General features: G+C 58.5%; 21 protein-coding genes and 1 pseudogene. 4 read left to right on the forward strand and 18 right to left on the reverse strand.

Features of this window, described 5'->3' with window-relative positions; translation table 11 throughout:
* Positions 1 to 215: 215 nt before the first annotated feature.
* The gene (locus G454_RS0103540; RefSeq protein ID WP_027717484.1) at positions 216 to 1,130 is read left to right on the forward strand and encodes a selenium metabolism-associated LysR family transcriptional regulator; all 915 of its coding nucleotides are present in this window, start codon (positions 216 to 218) and stop codon (positions 1,128 to 1,130) included.
* A gap of 51 nt (positions 1,131 to 1,181) precedes the next feature.
* Here G454_RS0103540 and G454_RS0103545 read toward each other — a convergent pair whose 3' ends face one another.
* The 14 genes and pseudogenes from G454_RS0103545 to G454_RS0103610 form a co-directional block, all read right to left on the reverse strand.
* Positions 1,182 to 2,906 (reverse strand): NADH-dependent [FeFe] hydrogenase, group A6, encoded by a 1,725-nt coding sequence (locus tag G454_RS0103545; protein WP_027717485.1) that lies wholly within the window; start codon positions 2,904 to 2,906, stop codon positions 1,182 to 1,184.
* Between the two features lie 16 nt (positions 2,907 to 2,922).
* A complete protein-coding gene (nuoF, locus tag G454_RS0103550; RefSeq protein WP_027717486.1) occupies positions 2,923 to 4,716 on the reverse strand; it encodes an NADH-quinone oxidoreductase subunit NuoF in 1,794 nt (597 codons plus the stop codon).
* An 11-nt stretch (positions 4,717 to 4,727) separates the two neighbouring features.
* Positions 4,728 to 5,093: a (2Fe-2S) ferredoxin domain-containing protein gene (locus G454_RS0103555; protein ID WP_425387428.1), complete on the reverse strand. Its 366-nt coding sequence runs from the start codon at positions 5,091 to 5,093 to the stop codon at positions 4,728 to 4,730.
* Positions 5,059 to 5,643, reverse strand: coding sequence for an ATP-binding protein (locus tag G454_RS0103560; protein ID WP_027717488.1), 585 nt, complete (start codon positions 5,641 to 5,643; stop codon positions 5,059 to 5,061). The genes G454_RS0103555 and G454_RS0103560 overlap by 35 nt, the downstream gene beginning before the upstream one ends.
* A gap of 20 nt (positions 5,644 to 5,663) precedes the next feature.
* The gene (gene nuoE, locus G454_RS0103565; RefSeq protein WP_027717489.1) at positions 5,664 to 6,146 is read right to left on the reverse strand and encodes an NADH-quinone oxidoreductase subunit NuoE; all 483 of its coding nucleotides are present in this window, start codon (positions 6,144 to 6,146) and stop codon (positions 5,664 to 5,666) included.
* Between the two features lie 90 nt (positions 6,147 to 6,236).
* Entirely contained in the window at positions 6,237 to 6,605 is a 369-nt protein-coding gene (locus G454_RS0103570; RefSeq protein WP_211229934.1) for a DRTGG domain-containing protein, read from the reverse strand.
* Positions 6,598 to 7,932, reverse strand: a complete 1,335-nt coding sequence (locus tag G454_RS0103575) for a [Fe-Fe] hydrogenase large subunit C-terminal domain-containing protein (RefSeq protein ID WP_027717491.1) — start codon at positions 7,930 to 7,932, stop codon at positions 6,598 to 6,600. The genes G454_RS0103570 and G454_RS0103575 overlap by 8 nt, the downstream gene beginning before the upstream one ends.
* Before the next feature lie 21 nt (positions 7,933 to 7,953).
* The gene (locus tag G454_RS0103580; RefSeq protein ID WP_027717492.1) at positions 7,954 to 8,364 is read right to left on the reverse strand and encodes an ATP-binding protein; all 411 of its coding nucleotides are present in this window, start codon (positions 8,362 to 8,364) and stop codon (positions 7,954 to 7,956) included.
* Between the two features lie 18 nt (positions 8,365 to 8,382).
* Positions 8,383 to 8,700: a DRTGG domain-containing protein gene (locus tag G454_RS0103585; RefSeq protein ID WP_211229935.1), complete on the reverse strand. Its 318-nt coding sequence runs from the start codon at positions 8,698 to 8,700 to the stop codon at positions 8,383 to 8,385.
* Between the two features lie 292 nt (positions 8,701 to 8,992).
* Positions 8,993 to 10,405 carry a [FeFe] hydrogenase H-cluster radical SAM maturase HydG gene (hydG, locus tag G454_RS0103590; RefSeq protein ID WP_027717494.1) on the reverse strand — a complete coding sequence of 471 codons (1,413 nt, stop codon included), beginning with the start codon at positions 10,403 to 10,405 and terminating at the stop codon, positions 8,993 to 8,995.
* Positions 10,377 to 11,468: a [FeFe] hydrogenase H-cluster radical SAM maturase HydE gene (gene hydE, locus G454_RS0103595; protein WP_027717495.1), complete on the reverse strand. Its 1,092-nt coding sequence runs from the start codon at positions 11,466 to 11,468 to the stop codon at positions 10,377 to 10,379. Before hydE ends, hydG begins: the two co-directional genes overlap by 29 nt.
* Before the next feature lie 10 nt (positions 11,469 to 11,478).
* Positions 11,479 to 12,756, reverse strand: coding sequence for a [FeFe] hydrogenase H-cluster maturation GTPase HydF (gene hydF / locus G454_RS0103600; RefSeq protein WP_027717496.1), 1,278 nt, complete (start codon positions 12,754 to 12,756; stop codon positions 11,479 to 11,481).
* Between the two features lie 2 nt (positions 12,757 to 12,758).
* Positions 12,759 to 14,186 (reverse strand): annotated as a pseudogene (locus tag G454_RS0103605) (aspartate ammonia-lyase); the annotation flags it as partial.
* A 15-nt stretch (positions 14,187 to 14,201) separates the two neighbouring features.
* Positions 14,202 to 14,450, reverse strand: a complete 249-nt coding sequence (locus G454_RS0103610; RefSeq protein WP_027717498.1) for a TM1266 family iron-only hydrogenase system putative regulator — start codon at positions 14,448 to 14,450, stop codon at positions 14,202 to 14,204.
* A gap of 309 nt (positions 14,451 to 14,759) precedes the next feature.
* On the opposite strand from G454_RS0103610, the gene G454_RS0103615 reads away from it, so the two are divergent.
* Positions 14,760 to 14,996, forward strand: coding sequence for a hypothetical protein (locus tag G454_RS0103615; protein WP_027717499.1), 237 nt, complete (start codon positions 14,760 to 14,762; stop codon positions 14,994 to 14,996).
* Between the two features lie 7 nt (positions 14,997 to 15,003).
* Here G454_RS0103615 and G454_RS0103620 read toward each other — a convergent pair whose 3' ends face one another.
* The 3 genes from G454_RS0103620 to G454_RS17600 all read right to left on the reverse strand — a co-directional run bounded on the left by G454_RS0103620 (position 15,004) and on the right by G454_RS17600 (position 17,982).
* On the reverse strand, positions 15,004 to 16,053 hold the full coding sequence (locus G454_RS0103620; protein ID WP_169719303.1) for a hypothetical protein: 1,050 nt from the start codon (positions 16,051 to 16,053) through the stop codon (positions 15,004 to 15,006).
* Positions 16,054 to 16,154: 101 nt separating this feature from the next.
* Positions 16,155 to 16,985: an SPL family radical SAM protein gene (locus G454_RS0103625; RefSeq protein ID WP_027717501.1), complete on the reverse strand. Its 831-nt coding sequence runs from the start codon at positions 16,983 to 16,985 to the stop codon at positions 16,155 to 16,157.
* 145 nt (positions 16,986 to 17,130) lie between these two features.
* Complete coding sequence (locus tag G454_RS17600; protein WP_051275837.1) at positions 17,131 to 17,982, reverse strand: trypsin-like peptidase domain-containing protein; 852 nt, start codon at positions 17,980 to 17,982, stop codon at positions 17,131 to 17,133.
* 213 nt (positions 17,983 to 18,195) lie between these two features.
* Here G454_RS17600 and G454_RS0103635 point away from each other — a divergent pair, with 213 nt between their 5' ends.
* Together G454_RS0103635 and G454_RS0103640 are read left to right on the forward strand one after the other, a co-directional pair.
* On the forward strand, positions 18,196 to 18,660 hold the full coding sequence (locus G454_RS0103635) for a bifunctional nuclease family protein (RefSeq protein WP_027717502.1): 465 nt from the start codon (positions 18,196 to 18,198) through the stop codon (positions 18,658 to 18,660).
* A 90-nt stretch (positions 18,661 to 18,750) separates the two neighbouring features.
* The gene (locus G454_RS0103640) at positions 18,751 to 18,966 is read left to right on the forward strand and encodes a hypothetical protein (protein ID WP_027717503.1); all 216 of its coding nucleotides are present in this window, start codon (positions 18,751 to 18,753) and stop codon (positions 18,964 to 18,966) included.
* On the opposite strand, the gene pheA is transcribed toward G454_RS0103640, so the two are convergent.
* On the reverse strand, positions 18,918 to 19,781 hold the full coding sequence (pheA, locus tag G454_RS0103645; RefSeq protein ID WP_035106821.1) for a prephenate dehydratase: 864 nt from the start codon (positions 19,779 to 19,781) through the stop codon (positions 18,918 to 18,920). The two genes, G454_RS0103640 and pheA, sit on opposite strands and share 49 nt — an antisense overlap.
* Between the last annotated feature and the right edge of the window lie 19 nt (positions 19,782 to 19,800).

The following is a 19,800-nucleotide window of genomic DNA, read 5'->3' on the forward strand; positions in this document are numbered from 1 at the left end:
TCGGGAGCTTACTGGAAAGGGTAAGAGCTAACGCAGCAAAATTGCTCGTCGTATCCCCTCAATAAATTGAGGGGGATTACAGCCCCCTCGCGCTCCTCATTTCTCTAAGTAATTTAACTGCAAAACCAAAATAATTCATACTTTTTAGGTAATTAGTCTTATGATATGATTATGCCAGCAGGCCATAAATAAACGTAAAACCGGGGTTATGAACGATGAACATTAAGCAACTAGAGGCTTTCCTGCTGGTAGCCGAGTTACGGAATTTCACCAAGGCGGCAGGGTTGCTGGGCATGAGCCAGCCCGCTGTAAGTTTTCACATCAAATCGTTGGAAGAGGAGCTAGGAGTAACTCTCCTGGAGCGCAATGAGAAAAAGGTTGTACTCACCGAAGCAGGGCGCCTGTTGTGTCCAGAAATCAGGCAAATTATGCGCCATTACCGCAAGATCAAGGCCATGGTCAGTGAGCTCAAAGGCTTAAAAAGCGGTCACTTAATTTTGGGAGCTACCGGTACACCCGCAGAATGCTTTCTGCCTTTCTTTATTGGGGGCTTTCGGGAGCAATACCCGGGAGTCAGGATTACCCTGCAGTTAGGAAATAGTGCCAGCATAGCCCGCTGGCTTGAAGAGCGAGAGGTAGACTTGGGCATCCTAGGAGCCAGCCTGCGCTGTGAAAACGTCGAATATCACCCCTGGCTGGAAGACGATCTGGTGATTATCGTTCCCCCCTGGCACCCCTGGGCAGGAAAGCGCATATCTCTCGAAGAGCTAGTCCGAGAACCCCTGGTAGTCCGGGAACCCGGCTCTGCCACCCGCCAAGCCCTGGAAGGCAGGCTGGCAGGACAGGGTATGACCCTGGAACACTTTCCGACTGTTTTAGAGCTGGGGAGCAATCAGGCAGTAATTCAAGCCGTACGCGTCGGCTTAGGAGTTGCTCCGGTATCCCGCCATGCTGCCCGCAGTGCCCTGAAAGAAGGTCAGGTGGCGGAGGTGCAAGTACCGGGCCTGGAGGTGCACTACTACTACTACCTGGCCTGGCCCAGGCAAGAGAACAGCCTCTCGGCCAGCATTTTCAGGGGCTTTTTGCTAGACCGGGAAATCTGCCGTCGCCTGCTGGAAGGAGATAAGTAAGCCACCCGGGGAAGGCCGGGTGGCTTACTTATTCAGTAGCATCTTAGAATCTTAGAACCGCTCCCGCGGCGTGTAGTGAGTGTGCAATAATTCGTGAGACTTGTGCCCCGAAGGCTTGCCAAGGAACTCTCTGTACAGGGCCTGTACCGCCGGGTTCTCGTGGGACTTGCGCAGGGGCAACTGACGATCCACCTGGTAGATGGCGGCCACGCGTCTTGCGCGAGTCTCCCTATTGGTGGGGATCGGCTGTCCGCCGCCACCAATGCACCCGCCGGGACAGGCCATGATCTCAATAAAGTGATACTCCTTCTCACCGTTTATTACCGTATCCAGCACTTTCCTGGCGTTATCCAACCCATTGGCTACGGCCACCCTTACCTCGCACCCGTTGACCCCCACCACTGCCTCTTTTATTCCTTTCAACCCCCGCACTTCTTCAAAATCCAGGGAAAGGAGGGTAGCACCTGTAAGCAACTCATAGGCGGTACGCAGGGCGGCCTCCATCACGCCGCCGGTAGCTCCAAAAATGGCTCCCGCTCCGGTAGAGATGCCCAGCGGCTCATCGTAGTCCTCTTCCGGGAGAGACGCAAAATCAAAACCTGCTTGCTTGATCATGCGACCCAGCTCCCTGGTAGTGAGCACTACATCCACATCCCAATAGCCGCTGGCCCTCATTTCCGGACGCCGCGCCTCGAACTTTTTTGCTGTGCAGGGCATGATGGAAACCACAAAGATCTTTGCCGGATCAATGCCGGCCCTTTGAGCATAATAGGTCTTGGCCAGGGCACCAAACATTTGCTGGGGAGATTTGCAGGTAGAGAGATTTGGCAGCAGCTGCGGGTAGAAGTGCTCGATAAACTTAATCCAGCCGGGACTACAGGAGGTGATCAGGGGTAAAGGCCCCCCGTTCTGCAGGCGGTGGATAAACTCGTTAGCCTCTTCCATAATGGTCAGGTCAGCGGCAAAGTCGGTATCAAAGACCCGGTCAAAGCCTAACCGCCGCAAGGCAGCTACCAGCTTGCCGGTGACGATGCTTCCCGGTTCCAGGCCAAACATTTCCCCAACGCTCACCCGTACAGCCGGGGCAGTTTGCACCACCACGTGTTTTTCCGGATCAGCCAAGGCGGCCCATACCTCCGCCGTCTGGTCACGTTCATGGATGGCCGCCGTCGGGCACACCAGCGAACACTGTCCGCAGTTGACGCAGGACACCTCTCCCAGGGGGGCCAAAAAGGCCGGAGCAACTACGGTATCAAAGCCTCGTTCCTGGACGGCTATAGCGCTGACCCCCTGCACCTCTGAGCAAACGGCCACGCACCTGCGGCAGAGCACGCACTTGCGGGGGTCCCGGACAAGAGCCGGGCTGGAATCATCCACCCCGTAGGGAGACATTTCCCCTTCAAACCTGACCTGGTCAACTCCCAGCTCGGCAGCTAGCCTCTGGAGTTCGCAATTGGTATTGCGCAGGCAGGTCAGGCACTCCCGGGGGTGGTTGGAGAGGATCAGTTCCAGGTTTACGCGGCGCGCCTGCCTTACCGCCGGCGTGTTGGTGTGCACGACCATGCCCTCGCCGGCCTGGGCTACACAGGCGGCTACCAGGGTACGGGCTCCTTCCACCTGTACCAGGCAGAGGCGGCAGGCGCCAATAACACTTAATTCCTCCAGGTAGCAGAGGGTAGGAATCTTAACCCCTGCTTTCCTGGCTGCCTCCAAAATAGTGGTGCCGGGAGGAACTTGCACCGGTCGGCCGTCTATGGTTATATTAATAAGGGACATATCTCTCCCTCCGTAATCACAAGCTGTAAATAGCACTAAACTTGCATTTCTCCATGCACGTGCCACACCGGATACACTTTTCCACCTCTATCCGGTGGGGCTTCTTTTTCTCTCCGAATATGGCCCCGGCTGGGCAGACCACCCTGCAGCGGCCACATCCGTTGCATTTTTCTTCATCTATGGTATAGACCACCAGTTCGCGGCAGACACGGGCGGGACATTTCTTCTGATAAATGTGGGCCTCGTACTCCTCACGGAAGTAGCGAATGGTACTGAGCACCGGGTTTGGCGCCGTCTGACCAAGGCCGCAAAGGGCAGATGACTTGATGTGGTGGCCCAGTTCTTCTAAAAGTTCGATATCCCCATCACGACCCTCTCCACGGGTAATGCGTTCCAGGATTTCCAGCATGCGCTTAGTTCCGATACGGCAGGGAGAACATTTACCGCAGGACTCGTCCTGCACAAACTCCAGGAAAAAGCGCGCCAGGTCAACCATACAGGTGTCTTCATCTAGAACAATCATACCGCCGGAGCCCATGATGGCCCCCAACTGGGTGAGGGATTCATAATCCACCGGCACATCCAGGTAGCGGGCCGGAATGCAGCCCCCCGACGGTCCTCCTGTTTGCACTGCCTTAAACTGCTTACCTCCCGGTATCCCCCCGCCCAGGTCAAAAATAATCTCCCGCAGGGTGGTACCCATGGGCACCTCCACCAGGCCGGTATTGTTCACCTTGCCGGCCAGGGCAAAGACCTTGGTACCCTTGCTCTTTTCCGTGCCGATGGAGGCAAACCACTCCGGGCCGTTGAGGATGATGGGCGGAACATTGGCCCAAGTCTCCACATTGTTGATCACCGTTGGTTTGCCCCACAACCCGCTCTGGGCCGGGAAGGGGGGTCTGGGCCTTGGCTCACCGCGCCGCCCTTCAATGGAAGCCAGCAGGGCCGTTTCTTCCCCGCAGACAAAAGCCCCTGCGCCTACGCGGATTTCCACGTCAAAGCTAAAGCCCGTGCCAAAAATGTTCTGGCCTAAAAGGCCGTACTCCCGGGCCTTTTCAATGGCCAGGCTCAACCTCTGCACGGCCAGGGGGTATTCCGCCCGGACGTAGACGTAGCCCTGGTTGGCCCCAATGGCGTAACCGCAGATGGCCATGCCCTCCAAAACACTGTGTGGGTCGCCCTCCAGGATGCTGCGGTCCATAAAGGCTCCGGGATCACCCTCGTCAGCGTTGCAGACCACATATTTAGGGCTGCCCGGTGCCTTGGCCGAAAACTCCCACTTTAGTCCGGTGGGGAAACCGGCACCTCCCCGCCCCCGCAGGCCCGATTTCTTGACGCACTCAATTACTTCCTGGGGGCTCATGCTGGAAAGCACCTTGCCCAGGGCCCGGTAGCCGTCCCGGGCAATGTACTCCTCCACCGATTCGGGGTTGATGATGCCCGTGTTGCGCAAGGCAATGCGGGTTTGCTTTTTAAAGAAGTCAATCTGGTCAAAAGTGGCGGCAGTTCTGCCGTCCTCTGGAACCCGGTAGAGCAGGCGCTCCACCACCCGCCCCTTTAGGAGGTGTTCCTCGGCAATTTCCACTGCATCGGCGGGCTTAAGCTTGCGGTAAAAGACGCCTTCCGGGTAAACCACAATGACCGGGCCCAGGTCGCACGGGCCCATGCAACCGGTCTCCACCACCTTTACTTCCCGCTCCAAGCCCAGGCGGCTGATGCTTTCCAGGAGAGCGTTTTTCACCCCCTGGCATCCTGAGGAAATGCACCCGGCCCCGGCACAAACCAGGACGTGTGCCCTGTACAGGTTCATCCCTTCACCCCCTACTTAATGGTCCATTCTTTTATGACCTGGCCATTAACCAGGTGCTTAGACACAATTTCCCGGGCCTTCTTTTCATCCACGTGGACGTAGGTAACCTTTTCCGTGCCCGGCCGCTCCACTTCCACCAGGGGCTCATAGTGACACAGCCCAGCACACCCGGTCTGGCCCACGGTTACCCCCTTGAGCCCCCGCTTGCTGATTTCCTCCAGGATGGCGGTGATAACCTCCCGTGCCCCGGCGGCAATGCCGCAGGTGCCCATGGTCACCACCACTTTTACCTCCTCTCCCCCCTCCCGCAAGCGCATTTCCTCCTGGAGTCTCTCCCGTAACTTATCCAGCTCGGCGAGCGAGTCTATCCTGGCCATCTTCGCCACCTCCACACAGGTTGTTTATGCTTTCCGCCAGGTGCTGGCGCAACCAGAGCAGCACCTCCGGCGTTTGAAGAGGTATACCTCTCAGGCGTAACCGAATCTCCACGGTATCCAGCTCGAAAACCTGCCCGTTGTACACGTGCCGGTAGCACAGGTCCACCTGGTCGCTGCCCGCCAGGAGGCCCACCACCGTCCGGGGAATGTCCCCCAGAGGGGGCCGGTCCCAGCAGTAATAGGGAAAGGTTGCCACCACGGTGGTGCCCTGCCCGGGGGCGCTGCTCACTTCCAAGTGGCCGCCGCACCGCTGCACAGCCATCTGCAAGAGGGGCAGGCCTAGGCCCACCTTCTTGCCGCTCTTGGTGGTAAAGAATGGATCAAGCATGCGGCGCCGTACGTGCTCGGGCATACCCGGGCCGTTGTCCCCCACGACAAAGCGAAGTACACCGCTCTGGGTGTCCTCTTCCACGGTGATTTCCAGCCTGGTGGCACCGGCCTCCACGGAGTTCCGCGCAATGTCGAGAATGTGGTGGGCCAGCTCTTCCATCACGGGAAATCCCTCGCCTTTTAGCTGCGGTAAGCGGAAAGGATGTCCGGAATCCGCTCAGGCATCACCCGGGCGTGTACGTCCTCGTCCACCATGATGACCGGTCCCAGGCCGCAGGCACCCAGACAGCGCACCACTTCTAGGGAAAACTCCCCGTCGGCAGTGGTTTCCCCAGGCTTAATCCTCAGCTCCTCCCTTAAGTGTTCCAACAGCTGTTCGGCCCCTCGCACGTAGCAAGCCGTACCCTTGCAAACGCTGATGCGGTGCCGGCCCTTGGGATGAATGGTAAAGAAGGAGTAAAAGGACACCACGCCGTAAACCTGGCTTAGGGGCACGTTCAGGGCTAAAGAGACCTTCTTCAACACTTCACGGGGAAGGTAGCCGTAAATTTCTTGGGCCTGGTGCAGCACCTGTATTAAGGCCTGGGGCTGCCCGCGGTAGCGGTCCAGCAACGCTTCCAATTTACGAGTTCTCTCTCCCCCGCACTGGCAGGTAACGGCCATATTAAGACAACCCCCTCTTGGATTACCCTTTGCATTAAGTTTCAGAACTCGCCGCTTAATCAAGAAACCTCAGCTGCGTATTAAGGTGTATCACCCCCCTTGGATGCCAGGAACCAAGCCAGCTTTAGCCAATATCCGGTAAAGCCTCCCCGCTGCCTGAAAATTGTCCAGGGGCGTAGAAAAAATGGGCAACTTTTCTTTCTCGGCCAGCGCCACGGTATCTTCAGGAGGAACCCTCCCTCCGGTAACAACCACCCCGCTGATGCCAACCAGGGTGGCCACAGCCACCACGTTTCGATGACGCTGTATGGTAATCCAGAGATCCCCCCGGCGGGCATGGGCCAAAACATCGCTCATCATGTCCCCGCAGTAGGCACCGCGCACAGGCGGCAGGGGCAAATCCTTAGGATGGTGAGGCGTTAGCTCCAGTGCGGCAACTATTTCTTGCCAGTCAATCAACTTCCCCACGCTCCCTGGCCTGCCTCCACTCCCGCCCCATAGCCGGGGGTTGCTTTTGAGCCAGCTCCACTATTTCTTCGGCCAGCTTTTGCAGGCGCTCCCGCAACTCAAAGATGCAGTAGCTGCGGCGGGCGTAACCCTGCACAATGTCCTCAGCCAGGGCCCGGCAGCTGGGGGAGCCGCAGGAACCGCAGTCGAGCCCGGGCAACTCCCGGGATATCTTTTCCGCTTCCTCCAGGCGGGCCAGGGCTAGCTGAGGGTCTTCGGCCAACTTGAGAGCCGGTCTGGCTGATATTGACACCTTGCGGTGGTAGAATCCCAGTTCCCGGGGGAAATCCCACTCTTCCTGGGAGCGATGGGATTTCACCAGGTTGCCCATGCGCACCCGGGCCACAAAGGGATTTTGGGGCACCAGGGGTCCGCCAATACAGCCCCCGGTGCAGGCCTGGGCTTCAAGATAATCTATGTCGGCCAGGCCGCCCCTTTCTATCTCTTCCAAGACACCAATGACGTTGTGAATACCATCCACCGCCAGCAGCGAACCTGCGCGAATGGCCTCGTTTTCTCCTCCCGCCCGCCCCCAGCCAATTCCCAAACCTGAAGCCCGCAAAGGCAAGGGGTAAGCCTTAGCTGTTTCCAGCCGCCGGAGCAAAGCCCCATAAAGGTCGGACATGGATATGGCCCCGTCCACACTGGATATGCCCCCAAAGGGCTGCTTTACCTCCGTCACCTTGGCCGGGCAGGGAGTAATAAAAAAGGTGCCTACTTGATGGCCCGGAAAACCGGTCATGCGGCAGACCCGCTCCCGGGCCAGGCGGCCAGCTATTTCCATGGGGGACTCGATGGGGATGATGTGACCGAGAAGGCTTGGAAAGCGGACCTGGATTAACCGTACCACAGCCGGACAAGCAGAGGAAATCAAGGGCCGGGGCCGGTCAGGATTGCTTTGGAGATATTCCCGGATGGCCCAGGAAACAGCTTCCGCCGCCAAGGCCACCTCAAAGACCTCGTCAAAACCCAGTGTCAGGAGCCCACCCCACACTTTTTCCGGCGCTACCTCAGACTTGAACTGAGCCAAAAAGGAGGGAGCCGGCAGGGCCACAGTGTAGCGGAATTCCCCCAACCTTTCCAGGCTATCGGTAATGGCCAGCTTGGCCTGGTTAGGGCAAACGCGGATGCACTCTCCGCAGTCAATGCAGCGCTCCTCAATGATGCGCGCCCTGCCTTTACGCACCCGAATGGCCTCGGTAGGGCAGCGCTTGATGCAGTTGGTGCATCCCTTGCACTTGTTTTCGTCCAGGCGCACGGAGTGAAAGTACGGCTGCACGCTTTGTCACCACTTCACCCACTAAATGAAAATAGCAGCCCTTAACCTTGTGCCTTTGTTCACCTCGGACTGAATGTCCAAATCGTCAGCGCTTTTCTTGATATTGGGCAAGCCCATGCCTGCACCAAAGCCCATCTCCCGGATATGGGGCGGGGCCGTGGAATAGCCTTCCTGCATGGCCAAGGAAATATCGGGAATGCCCGGTCCTTCGTCTTCGGCTACAATTTCAATCTTACGGGGAGTAATGCTGGCCGTCAGGGTGCCGTGGTAGGCGTGGATGACGATATTTAGCTCCGCCTCGTAGGCTACAATAATGGCCCGCCGGACGATGCCGGGCTCCACGCCCACCTGTTGCAACACCTTTTTAATTTTCGCGGCAGCCTGCCCGGCCCGGCTGAAATCCATCCCCTGCACTTCAAACCTCAGCTGCAAGGCTACATGCCCCCGCACTTACGAACTACGTAACCCTGCCTGGTAGAGAATGCCACAGCTTTCAAAGAGAAACATGTTGGTGGCGAGCAGTGGCAGGTTCTTCTGCCGAGCCAGCTCAATTACCTCCGGCCCGGGCCTTTTGCCCCTTACGAACACTATGCCCCTGGCCTCCACCATTTCGGCCAGGCGGATAATTTGGATGTTGGTAAGTCCAGTCAGCAAAAGGCAGCCGGGCCGGGCATAACAGAGGGAGTCGCTGATGAGATCGCAGCCAAAACCGGAAGTAACCTCCCTATCCAGCAAATCGTCACCGTAAATCACTTCAGCCTTTAACATCTCGCGAACAGCATGTAATTTTATACCTGCTCACCTACCATTAAGAAATTTTTTTGCCTCAAAATTTAGCAATAAATCATGCTTATTACTTGTAATATAATGTTTTTATCATCAGTTGGAATGTTAGTTGTTTTCTAAAAAAAATGCAAGTTCAACGAAAAGCTGCACAAAAAGAAAATTGCCCTTGAGCTTGCCATTTAATCACTTTTCACGGAATTTTGCCTTTTTTTAATTAAAAATAAAAAGCACGGGCAACAAAAGACTGCTGCCCGTCTCCCGGAACCACCCGAAATTAAAAATATAAATCCCTCTCACCCTGCTCAATACGCCCCAGGCGGGCTATGGTTTCCTGTCTCACAGCAGGGTTTTCAATTAAATCCAGATGTTTCCGGATGGCCTCCTCTCCAACCCGCCGTGTTTCAGCCGATGCGTAGTCCAGGAGGAATTCCTTGAAGGTGAGTATTGCGTTAGGCTGGCAGACGTTTTGGATCTGGCCTGTTTTGGCCAAGGCCATGAAACGATCCCCGGTGCGTCCTTTACGGTAGCAGGCCGTGCAAAAGCTGGGAATGTATCCCGAAAGGCAGATGCTGCGCAACACTTCATCGGGACTGCGATGGTCCTCCACCTGAAACTGGGAAGTATCCTCACCGTCCCGGCGGTACCCCTCCAGAGCACGGCGGTAGCCTCCCACACCCGTACAGGAGCCCGCACTAATTTGGGACACACCCACGGCAAGCAACTCGTCGCGAAACTCCGCCTTCTCCCGGGTGGAAAGAATGATGCCGGTGTAGGGCACGGCCAGGCGCAGGATGGCCACAATTTTTTTAAAGTCACGATCGGAAACAAGATGGGGGAATTTGTTTGGGTCAACATTTAAAGCCGGGCGCAGGCGAGGTACAGAAATGGTGTGGGGACCTACGCCAAAGCGCTCCTCCAAATGCATGGCGTGGAAGATAAGGCCGAGTACCTCGAACTTGTAGTCGTAAAGACCGAACAGCACGCCTAAGCCCACGTCGTCAATGCCGGCCTCCATGGCCCGGTCCATGGCCGTAGTGTGCCAGTCGTAGTCCCGCTTGGGTCCTGAGGGGTGCATAGTCCGGTAGGTTTCCCGGTGATAGGTTTCCTGGAAGAGTATATAGGTACCGATGCCCACTTCTTTTAAAAGCCGGTATTCCTCCACCGTGGTGGCGGCAATGTTGACGTTCACCCGCCGGATGCTGCCATTCTTGTCTTTTACGGAATATATGGTGCGGATGGCCTCTAAAACGTAATCGATGGGGCAGTTCTTGGGATCCTCACCAGCCTCCAATGCTAGCCGCTTATGACCCATGGCCTCCAGGGCCACTACCTCGTCCTTTATTTCTTCCATGGTCAATCGGCGCCGGACCAGTTCCCTGTTGTCCCGGCGGTAGCCGCAATAGCGGCAGTTGTTGACGCAGTAATTGCTGATGTAAAGGGGAGCGAAAAGGACCAATCGCTTGCCGTAAATCCTCTCTTTAACCTGGTAGGCGGCAGCATACATCATCTCGAGGGTTTCCGGGTCCTCCACGTGGAGTAGCACAGCCACCTCAAAGGGAGTAAGGCCCTTTGCATCCTGGGCCCTTTCAATAATCTTCCGGGCTAGGGACTTTGGTGCCCGGCGGCCCTCTTCTAAGAGGGTATTGATTTGTTCCTCGTTAATAAAGCTGGCCGGCTCGCATCTCATACAATTCTACCCCTCCTCGCCATTTAGGTGAATGTCCCGGCCCGCGCCCAATGCTCCGTCCCAAGGAGGCAATTAGGTCCCGGATGGAAGCCACATTGGTCTCTATTTCCTGGTCCACACCAGCTTTGCCAGGGTAAATCTGGTAGTGGCGCCGGTAGGGCAGCGGGGTTATATCGGGCATAATTACGTTGCCCCCGTAACAGAGACCCAGGCGCCTTCCCTGGGGGTGAATGGTTCCCAGGGCAGTGGTAGCCGGCAGATGGGCCAGAGGAAGTAACAGCCTGGTAACGGCCAGTGTTTTCAGGGTCAGGTCCAGGCTACCCCCGGCTTCCCCGGCCAGGGGCGTCTGGGGATGGGGGATGAAGGGCCCTATGCCGGCCATCTCCACATCCAGCTCCTTTAGCAACAAAATATCCTCAGCCAGAGTTTCCAGGTCCTGGCCCGGCAGGCCCACCATGTTCCCCGAGCCCACTTGATAACCCAGCTCCTTAAGCCACAGCAAGCACCGCAACCGATTTTCCCAGCTGGTGCCCGGACGCAGGCAAGCAAAAAGCTCCCGGTTTGCCGTCTCGTGCTTTAAGAGGTACCGATCCGCACCGGCCTGGCGCCAGAGGCGGTAATCTTCCCGGGAGCGCTCCCCTAGGGAGAGGGTGATTGCTTTTACCCCCACCTCTTCTTTCAAGCGCCTGATAATCTCTGCCACCACGGGGGCGCTGTAATAAGGGTCTTCTCCCGACTGTAGGACCACCGTGGGCAGCCCCAGCTCGACCGCCTTTCGGGCGGCGGCCAGGATTTCCTCCGGGCTCATGCGATACCGCCGTAAGTGCTTGTTGTCCCGCCGCAGGCCGCAATAAAGGCAGTTCTGGCGGCAATGGTTGGAAAACTCGATGATCCCCCGCAGGTGCACCTCGCGCCCCAGGTACTTCTCCCTCACCTCATCGGCTGCCCGGCCCAAGGCTTCCAGTTCCTCTCCCTCGGCCTCAAGAAGCACTATTATTTCTTCCCGGGAAAGGTCGTGGTTTTTTTGAGCTTTAGCCAGCGCTTCGCAAAACTCTTTACGCATGCCATCCACCCTATTTTTGCCGCCCCTGCCGTAAAAGGGCTAATTCATCCTCCATGTCCACCCGTTCTTCTAATACGACTAGAGCTTGGGGAAAGGGGGAAAGGGCCCGCTTGAGCACCCCGTGCAGGTAAGCCATGAGCACCCCGTAATTGACAATAGGCACTCCAGCCTCTCGGGCCTGCAACAAACGGTAGAGCATCTCCCGGCGGTTGAGCATGCAGGCCCCGCAGTGTACTACCAACTTATAGTCCGCCAAGTTTTCCGGTAGGGGACCGCTACCACTGATCACATCAAAAAGCAAGTCCCCACCAACGGTCTGCCGCAACCAACGGGGAATTTTCACCCGGCCAATGTCGTCCTGGATGGGGTGGTGGGTGCAAGCCTCGGCAATCAAGACCCTGTCCCCGGGCTTTAAGCTCTTGACTGCCTTTGCTCCCTCCACCAGGGTAAGCAGGTCCCCTTTGTAGCGGGCAAAGAGGATGGAAAAGGAAGTAAATGGGACATCCGGCGGGGTATCGGCGGCAGCCTTTAAGTAGGCCGAGGCATCCGTCACTACCAAACCGGGTTTGACACCCAACGCTCCCAGGGCATGCTTCAACTCCCGCTCCTTGACCATGACCGCTACAGCATCGTGTTCTAACACATCCCTAATAACCTGCTGTTGGGGTAGAATGAGCCTTCCCCTGGGAGCTGCTTTGTCAATGGGGATGACCAAGACCACCACATCCCCCGGCTGGATGAGGTCGCCCACAATGGTAGGCAGGGCCCAGTCCTTAGGCACATGGCGTACCAAAGCCATCTTGAGCCGGTCTATACCCCAGCGCAAAAGAGCGCTGACTGCTACAAAGGGAATGCCCAGTTCCTGTTGCCAGGGCCGACTGGCAGCCTCGGGATAGAGGTCGATTTTGTTGATTACCCCCACCACCGGCACGCCTATTTCACCAGCCCGTTTCACCACCTCCTGTTCACACTGCCCAATGCCCCGGACTGGGTCAATGACTAAAAGGGCGAGGTCGGTCTTGCTCAACACCGCCAGGCTCCGCTGCACCCGCAGCTCCCCCAGCGGGCCCACGTCGTCCAGCCCCGCCGTGTCAATGATCATCACCGGCCCCAGGGGGAGGAGTTCCATGGCCTTAGCCACCGGGTCGGTGGTGGTACCGGGAACTTCGGAGACAATGGCTACCTCCTGGCCGGTAAGGGCGTTGATGAGGCTGGACTTGCCGGCATTGCGCCGACCAAAGAGGGCGATATGCAGCCTTTCCCCTTTGGGGGTGGCGTTAAGGGTCATGGCTAACCACCTGCCTTGTTTAGAAAACGCTTTAACTTGCTGATCCCCGCCACGCCCGGTGTAGTAAGCTCCTCTGGACAAAGAACGGCCTCGATCTCTTCCTTGGTGAACAAGCCCTCCTCCAGCAGGAGGTCCGTCACCGGGCGGTTTTCCTGCGCCGAGCGCCGGGCCAACGCGGCGGCCTTCTCGTAGCCAATATAGGGCACAAAGGCGGTGATGAGGGCCTGGCTGTTCAGGAACAACTCCCGGCAGCGGGCTTCGTTGGCCGTAATGCCCCGCACACATCTTTCGGCCAGCAGGAGGGCGGCGTTGGCCAACATCTCCATGGAGCAAAGCAAATTGTGGGCAATGAGAGGGAGAAAGGCGTTTAGCTCCAGCTGGCCGGAGGCGGCAGCCATGTTGATGGCCACGTCCGCGGCCATTACCTGGTAGGCCACCTGGGTAACCATCTCCGGAATGACCGGGTTAACTTTGCCGGGCATGATGGAGGAGCCGGCTTGTACCTCAGGCAATTTGATTTCAGCCAGTCCCGCTCGCGGCCCGGAAGACAAAAGTCGCAGGTCTCCAGAGATTTTTGCTAGGTTGACGGCGGCGGCCTTCACCAGACCCGAAACTTCCACAAAAACATCGGCGTTCTGGGTGGCCTCCACGCTGTTTTCGGCCCGGGCCAGGCCAAAGCCAGTGAGTTCCCGCAGGATCTCGATGACCCGGAAGATGTAGCGGCGGCTGGCGTTTAGCCCGGTGCCTACAGCAGTGCCGCCCAGGTTAACCTGTCGCAGGCGCTCCTCGGCCTTGTAAAGTCGCCACCAGTCCCGGGCCACCGCCTCGGCCCAGGCACCAAACTCCTGGCCCAGGGTTATGGGCACCGCGTCCTGGAGTTGGGTGCGGCCCACCTTAAGGATGGAGGCAAACTCCTTTTCCTTTTCCTGCAGCGCTCCCTGCAACTCGGCCATGGCCCGGCTGAGTTCCCGCACCAGCTTGATGGCTGCCACGCGCAAAGCCGTGGGGTAAACGTCGTTAGTAGACTGCCCCAAGTTGACGTGATCCAGAGGATGGACCAGTGAGTAATTGCCTTTTTCCCCGCCCAAAAGCTCAATGGCCCGGTTGGCAATAACTTCGTTGACGTTCATGTTGGTGGAGGTCCCAGCTCCCCCTTGAAAGGCGTCCACCACAATTTGCTCCCGCCACAGCCCTTGGGCCAGCTCCTCAGCGGCCTGGACGATAGCCCGGGCCACACGCTCCTCCAAAAGGCCTAGCTCCAGGTTGGCCATGGCTGCCGCCTTTTTCACCAAGGCCAGGGCCCAGATCAGCTCCCGGTGGACGGGCAGGCCAGACACGGCAAAGTTTTCTCTGGCCCTCTGCGTGTGGATGCCGTAATAGGCTTCTCTGGGAATGGCTCTCTCACCCAGAAAATCTTTCTCTACCCTGAAGGCACATCACTCCTTTTAGCGGGAAATCAAAGCACTCCTTACCATCACCCCCTTAATGTTACCCAACTTTCCCGTCATAGCCCCAATTTCGTCGGTAGTGCCATCCACAATGAGGGCAATCACGGCCAGATTTTTTTCGCGGTAAGGTACACCCATGCGCCCAACAATGATCTCTCCGTACTCGCTTAAGATGCTGTTGATTTTTCCTGCCGCTTGCCGGCGGTCCTGCACTAGGATACCTACTACCCCTATGCGTCTTTCCAAGGATCCCACCCCTTCTTAAGCAAAAAGGCCTGCTTTTCCCACGAAAAGCAAGCCTTGCCTTGCCTTACCTTTCACCCCCCTTGACGGCAGGGAAACCCCTTTTCGCAGGAAAGGTTAACTACATTTTTGGCCCCTCCCGGCCAGTTCATAAAACCCAACCGGTCAGGGCGAAAAGATAAAGTTTTCTGTAATTATAACCAATTGTCTCCTTAAAAGCAACAGCAAGCATACCGACAAAAAAATCACGTATAGTTATGTATAGCCAGGAAAACCGGCGGCCATCTTAAACTCAGTTAGGGGGGCGGAGAAATGGCCGATATAACCATTCACCTGGAACCGGCCATCAGCGGGCGCGGCCTGGGGCAGCTGAAGTCCGCCCTGGACACCATGGGCGAGGAAGACCAGCTGAGCATTGTCATGGAAGCCGCCGATGCCCACCAGGCCACCCGGGTCATCAAAATGCTGGAGGCTCACGGCCTGGATTACCAGCCGCGGGGAAGCCACGATGGCAGGTTCTACTACATCATCGCCCGCAGGAAAAGATGACGCGCCGTTACGAGCTGAGCTCTTTCCACCTTTCCAGGTCCCGGCGGGTTTCCTGCGGGCGGCCCGCCCACAGGGCCGCGGCCAGGAAAGTGAGAGCCACGCCCACGACGAGAGGGAAATAACGCACCTCCCCCCCTAAAAGCCCTCGCCCCAGTGCCAGGGCCGCTCCGTAAAGGCCCAGGCCGGTAATGACCAGCGCGTAGTTGCCCAGCCCCAATTCCAGGCCCAGGCCGGCGAGGGCCAGCAGCACCGACGCCCAGCGCACCCAGGCGGGGGAATAACCCGCCAGGGGGCACAAGAGTTCCCCCAGAATCCCCACGGCAAACAGCCAGCGCCCCGCAGGCGCCAGGCGGAGAAACCAAGTGGACTTTTCCGCGGCCAGGGCATAGTAATCCCCCAGCAGGAAAAAGACGTCCCGCCAGGCCTTTAACTTTTCCCCCAAACTCAGTGTGGGGGTGATTACGGGCAGGGAATCCAGGGGGTGCCGGCGCTCCGGGTACAGGTGCCCCAAAACGTGGGGGAGAAAGGCAAAGCCAAAGGCGGCCAGCACATAGGCCCAGCCCGCCGCAGGCGGGTACTGGACAAGAAGGTAGGCGGCAGTATAAAGCAGGGTGTGCAGCGCGCGCCATGATGGAGCCCAGAGGGGAAGGAAGCAGAGCCAGCATGCCGGGAAGAGTATTACCGCTACCCCGCCGGCCCCGCCGTACTTCATGAGCAGGCCCCACAGCACGGCCCAGGTAACCGTGGTGAGCCAGGCCAGGGGCGAGCGGTAATAAGTGGCAAACAGGTGTCCCCAGGAGAAGAGGTGGAAGGCCGCCTTCACCGCGACCGCCACCACCAGCACATCCACGGCTTCCCACACCCGGAAAGCTCCGCCGGAAAAACAAAACGCCAGGTTGGCCAGCCCTGCCCCCGCAGCCAGCCCCGCCAGCAGGGGCAGCAGCCTCGCCCTTGCCGCCCGGAAGGAGAGGTAGAGCGCCAGGAAAAACAAGAGCGGGTAATAGAGCGGGCCGCCGCCCCCCAGCAGCGCAAGAGCCGCCAGCCCCACTCCTTCCAAGAAAACATTCAGCCGCATTCCTGCAAACCTCACCTCGTTTCCCCTCAGCGGTACCTCGGCACCGCAGAGAACTTTCAAGGAGCAAGATTACGGATCATCGGTCAGGGTAGCCTCATTCCGGAGTCGCCTTCTGGGGAAAGAGCCGCCAGCCTTCTCGAGAACAATCTCATGTAGCTCTGCGGGTCCCTGAGGTAATCTTCCAGCCGCCCCAGTGCCCTGCGAAAAGCCCGGCGGTAGGCGACCTTTAAACGCCGTACCGCCGCCGGGTAGGGGTTTAACGGGTCAAAATATATTTCCCTGATCCCGGCTCCCCTTAAAGCATTCAGGAGCCCTTCCAGCGCCCCGGGGGCATCCGTGATCCCCGGAAGGACCGGGGCCACAAACGCCCACACGCTTATGCCTCCCTCTATAAGCCTTCTTGCCGCACGGAGGCGCGCCGAGGGCGGCGCAGCCCCCGGTTCCAGCACCGCCGCCGCCCCGTCATCGGCGGTGGTCACCGTAAAGCCCACCGAAGACCCTTTGAGGCTCTTAAACAAATCAAGATCCCGCACCACCAGGTCGGACTTGGTGAGCAGGTCTATCTCCACCTCAGGCCATTCCGCCAAAAGAACCTCCAGGGCGCTCCTGGTGAGGTTGTACACGGCCTCTGCCGGCTGGTAGGCGTCCGTCACCGTGCCCAGGATAACCCTCCCCGCAAGGCTCTTTTTGCGCCGCAGCTCGCGCCGCAAGACCTCCGGAAAGTTCACCTTGGCCCGCACAAACTCGCCCCATTCCGCAGCGTGCCCTGCAAAGCGGAGCACCGTGTCCGCGTAGCAGTAACGGCACGCATGGACGCATCCGGTATACGGGTTTAGGCAGAAGCGGTAGCCGGGGATGCCGGTTTTACTGAGAGCCGTTTTGCAGCAGACGGCCTCTACCGCCTTTACGGGCACTTCGACAAGCCCCCCATCTCCCCCCTGCCCCTCCGGCAAGCCCTATGCCCCCATGCGCACCCGTAGCGCGGAAAAAGAAGGGTCCCACCAGCAAGCCGGGAGCAGCAGCGCCCCGGGGAAGGACAGCCGCGGGCCGGGCAACGGGCTATTTATTACCGGTAAGCCGGGGCAAGACTTCTTTAATGGTATTGGCCGGGATGGCAAAGCCTATGCCCTCGGCCTGCGCCGCCACCGCCGTGTTCATGCCGATAACTTCCCCCCGGAGGTTTAGGAGCGGCCCGCCGCTATTGCCGGGGTTGATGGCGGCGTCTGTCTGCAGCAGGTTCTTGTAGGTGCGGTTTTCCACCTGCACGGGGCGCCCCTTTGCGCTCACCACTCCCACCGTCACGGTGTGGTCGAGGCCGTAAGGGTTGCCAATGGCCACCACCCAGCTGCCCACCCTAATCTGATCCGAATCCCCCAGGCTCAGCACCGGAAGTTCACCGGCCACATCCACCTTTAGCACGGCCAGGTCCAGGTCGTAGTCATAGCCCACCACGCGCGCCGGCACCGGCCGCTCGTAGCCAATGATGGTTACCTCTACCCTCTGGGCCCCGTCAATTACGTGCTCGTTGGTTAAAATATACCCGTCCGGGCTGATAATAAAGCCGGAGCCGAGGCTGTGTTCTTCGCGCCTGATGGTCCGCGGCAGGCTAAAGGAGGGGTCGAAAAACCGCCGGAAGAAGGGGTCGCTTAAAAAAGGGTCAAAGGTTACCTCGTTAACCACCTTGTAAACGTCAATTTTTACCACCGCCGGCCCGGCCCTGTCCACAATGTCCGCCACCACGTCCTGCCCGAACACGGGCGGCGACTGCGCGTAAGCCGTCCGGGCGGCGGTCGCCCCGGACAAGCCCGCCGGAGCTAAAAATCCGGCCAGCAGTCCCCCGGCGGCAAAAAGCATCCCGCAGAGAAAGGAAAGCAACGCCACCGTCGCCAGCTTGCGCTTCCAGGTTCCCATACTCTTTCTCCCTCCCGGAAGTGTATTGGCCAGGATTACCGCTATGAAAAATTTTAAAGCCCTTTTGTTACAGGTGTGTGGGAAAAAGGTGAAAAACGTTCAAACCTAATTATACACCACCCCACAAGGCACGAGCCCCGGTGAACGCCACAGGACGTTGTTAATCTAGCAAGATAGTGATAAAATAACAGTAAGACCCGGGAGGTGGGAACAGTGATCCGCGTGAATGTAAAGGGAATTGCCTATGATGTGATGGGCAATCCCATTATCCTCCTCACCGATCAGAAAGAAGAAAAGGTGCTGCCCATCTGGATAGGATTGCTGGAAGCCCACTCCATAGCCGTAGCCCTCGGACAAATGAGCGTGCCACGTCCCCTGACCCACGATCTCTTTAAAAATGCCCTGGATACGCTGGGGGCCCGCATATCCCAGGTGGTCATTACCGATCTTAAGGACAACACTTTTTACGCCGAAGTGCACCTGGCGCTGCCCGAACAGGGAATAGTCCTGGACGCTAGGCCCAGCGATGCGGTGGCCCTGGCCCTGCGGGCGTCGGCTCCCGTCTACCTGGACGATAAGCTTACGGAGCACATGCTCTCCATAAAGGATCTCTTTGACGAAGAGACAAAGGCCGAGCTGGAAAAAGCCCTCGAGGAATACAAAAAATCCCTTCACTAAAAAATAAACCCTCCAGGCAGGAGGGTTTATTTTTTTGCCCCCGGTGCAAGCATAAGTCAGGGGGCGATCCTTTAAGCCGGAGGTGAAACCTTGAAACCGTACGTTCCGGGCGACAAGGGGTACAGGAGGCCGGAAACCATTGCCGACCTGCACCGGCCTTCCGGGGCGCCGCAGGCCAGAGAGGTGAAATCCCAGAAGGCACAGCTCAAGAGCATCCACCGCCACGGCACGAGCAAGGGGCTCAAGGTGCCCATGGCCTATAAAATCGGGCTGAGGGAGCCAAAGGGCAGGGAGGACGACGGGTAAGAGCCGAGCAGCCTGACCTCCGCGCGGGCCGAGAGGGCCTCCAGGGCCTCCCTGACCTTTTCATCCTGCCGGTGGCCTTCAAAGTCAATAAAGAACAGGTATTCTCCCAGCCGGCGGCGGGAAGGCCGCGATTCAATGCGCGTGAGGTTGATGCCCCGGCAGGCAAACTCACCCAGCGCCTCGTAAAGCGCTCCGGGGCGGTGGGGGAGGGAGAGGATGAGGGACGTTTTGGCGGGCAGGGCGTAGGGCCCCTCCTCCCTCCCCACCACCACAAAGCGGGTGGCGTTGTGAACAAAGTCGTTGATCCTTTCGGCCAGCACCGCCAGCCCGTATTTCCCTGCCGTTTCCAGGGGGCCGATGGCTGCCCAGGGGGCACCGGCAGAGGCCACCGCTTCCGCTGCCGCCGCCGTGCTGGCCGTCTCCACAAGCTCCGCCCCGGGCAGGTGGCGGGACAAAAATTCCCGGCACTGGGCCAGCGCCTGGGGGTGGGAGAGTACCCTGGTTACCTGCCCGAGCCCCACTCCTGGGGGAGCCAGGAGGCAGTGGGCAACCGGCAGCACCACCTCTCCGCAGAGGCGCAGGTCTTTGAAGCTGTGGGCCAGCAGGTCCTGCACCACCCCCACCGACCCCTCGCTGAAATTTTCCAGGGGCACGACCCCTTCGTCCACCCTCCCTTCCCCTACCGCCGCGAGGACTTCGTAAATGGAAGCCAGGGCCACCAGCTCCACCTCTCCCGCCAGCCGTTCCCGGTAGCGGCGGGCTGCCAGCTCCGAGAAAGTCCCGTTTGGCCCGAGGTACCCGACTTTCTTGGCCACGGAAATCCTCCCCCCGCCG

Origin of the sequence: Desulfovirgula thermocuniculi DSM 16036 (assembly GCF_000429345.1) — a bacterium.
Taxonomy (GTDB): Bacteria; Bacillota; Desulfotomaculia; order Desulfotomaculales; family Desulfovirgulaceae; genus Desulfovirgula; species Desulfovirgula thermocuniculi.

Coding starts and splice junctions, on each gene's coding strand:
- G454_RS0103540 (WP_027717484.1), top strand. CDS start 216: ATGAACATTAAGCAACTAGAGGCTTTCCTGCTGGTAGCCGAGTTACGG.
- G454_RS0103545 (WP_027717485.1), bottom strand. CDS start 2,906: ATGTCCCTTATTAATATAACCATAGACGGCCGACCGGTGCAAGTTCCT.
- nuoF (WP_027717486.1), bottom strand. CDS start 4,716: ATGAACCTGTACAGGGCACACGTCCTGGTTTGTGCCGGGGCCGGGTGC.
- G454_RS0103555 (WP_425387428.1), bottom strand. CDS start 5,093: ATGGCCAGGATAGACTCGCTCGCCGAGCTGGATAAGTTACGGGAGAGA.
- G454_RS0103560 (WP_027717488.1), bottom strand. CDS start 5,643: ATGGAAGAGCTGGCCCACCACATTCTCGACATTGCGCGGAACTCCGTG.
- nuoE (WP_027717489.1), bottom strand. CDS start 6,146: ATGGCCGTTACCTGCCAGTGCGGGGGAGAGAGAACTCGTAAATTGGAA.
- G454_RS0103585 (WP_211229935.1), bottom strand. CDS start 8,700: ATGTTAAAGGCTGAAGTGATTTACGGTGACGATTTGCTGGATAGGGAG.
- hydG (WP_027717494.1), bottom strand. CDS start 10,405: ATGAGATGCGAGCCGGCCAGCTTTATTAACGAGGAACAAATCAATACC.
- hydE (WP_027717495.1), bottom strand. CDS start 11,468: ATGCGTAAAGAGTTTTGCGAAGCGCTGGCTAAAGCTCAAAAAAACCAC.
- hydF (WP_027717496.1), bottom strand. CDS start 12,756: ATGACCCTTAACGCCACCCCCAAAGGGGAAAGGCTGCATATCGCCCTC.
- G454_RS0103615 (WP_027717499.1), top strand. CDS start 14,760: ATGGCCGATATAACCATTCACCTGGAACCGGCCATCAGCGGGCGCGGC.
- G454_RS17600 (WP_051275837.1), bottom strand. CDS start 17,982: ATGGGAACCTGGAAGCGCAAGCTGGCGACGGTGGCGTTGCTTTCCTTT.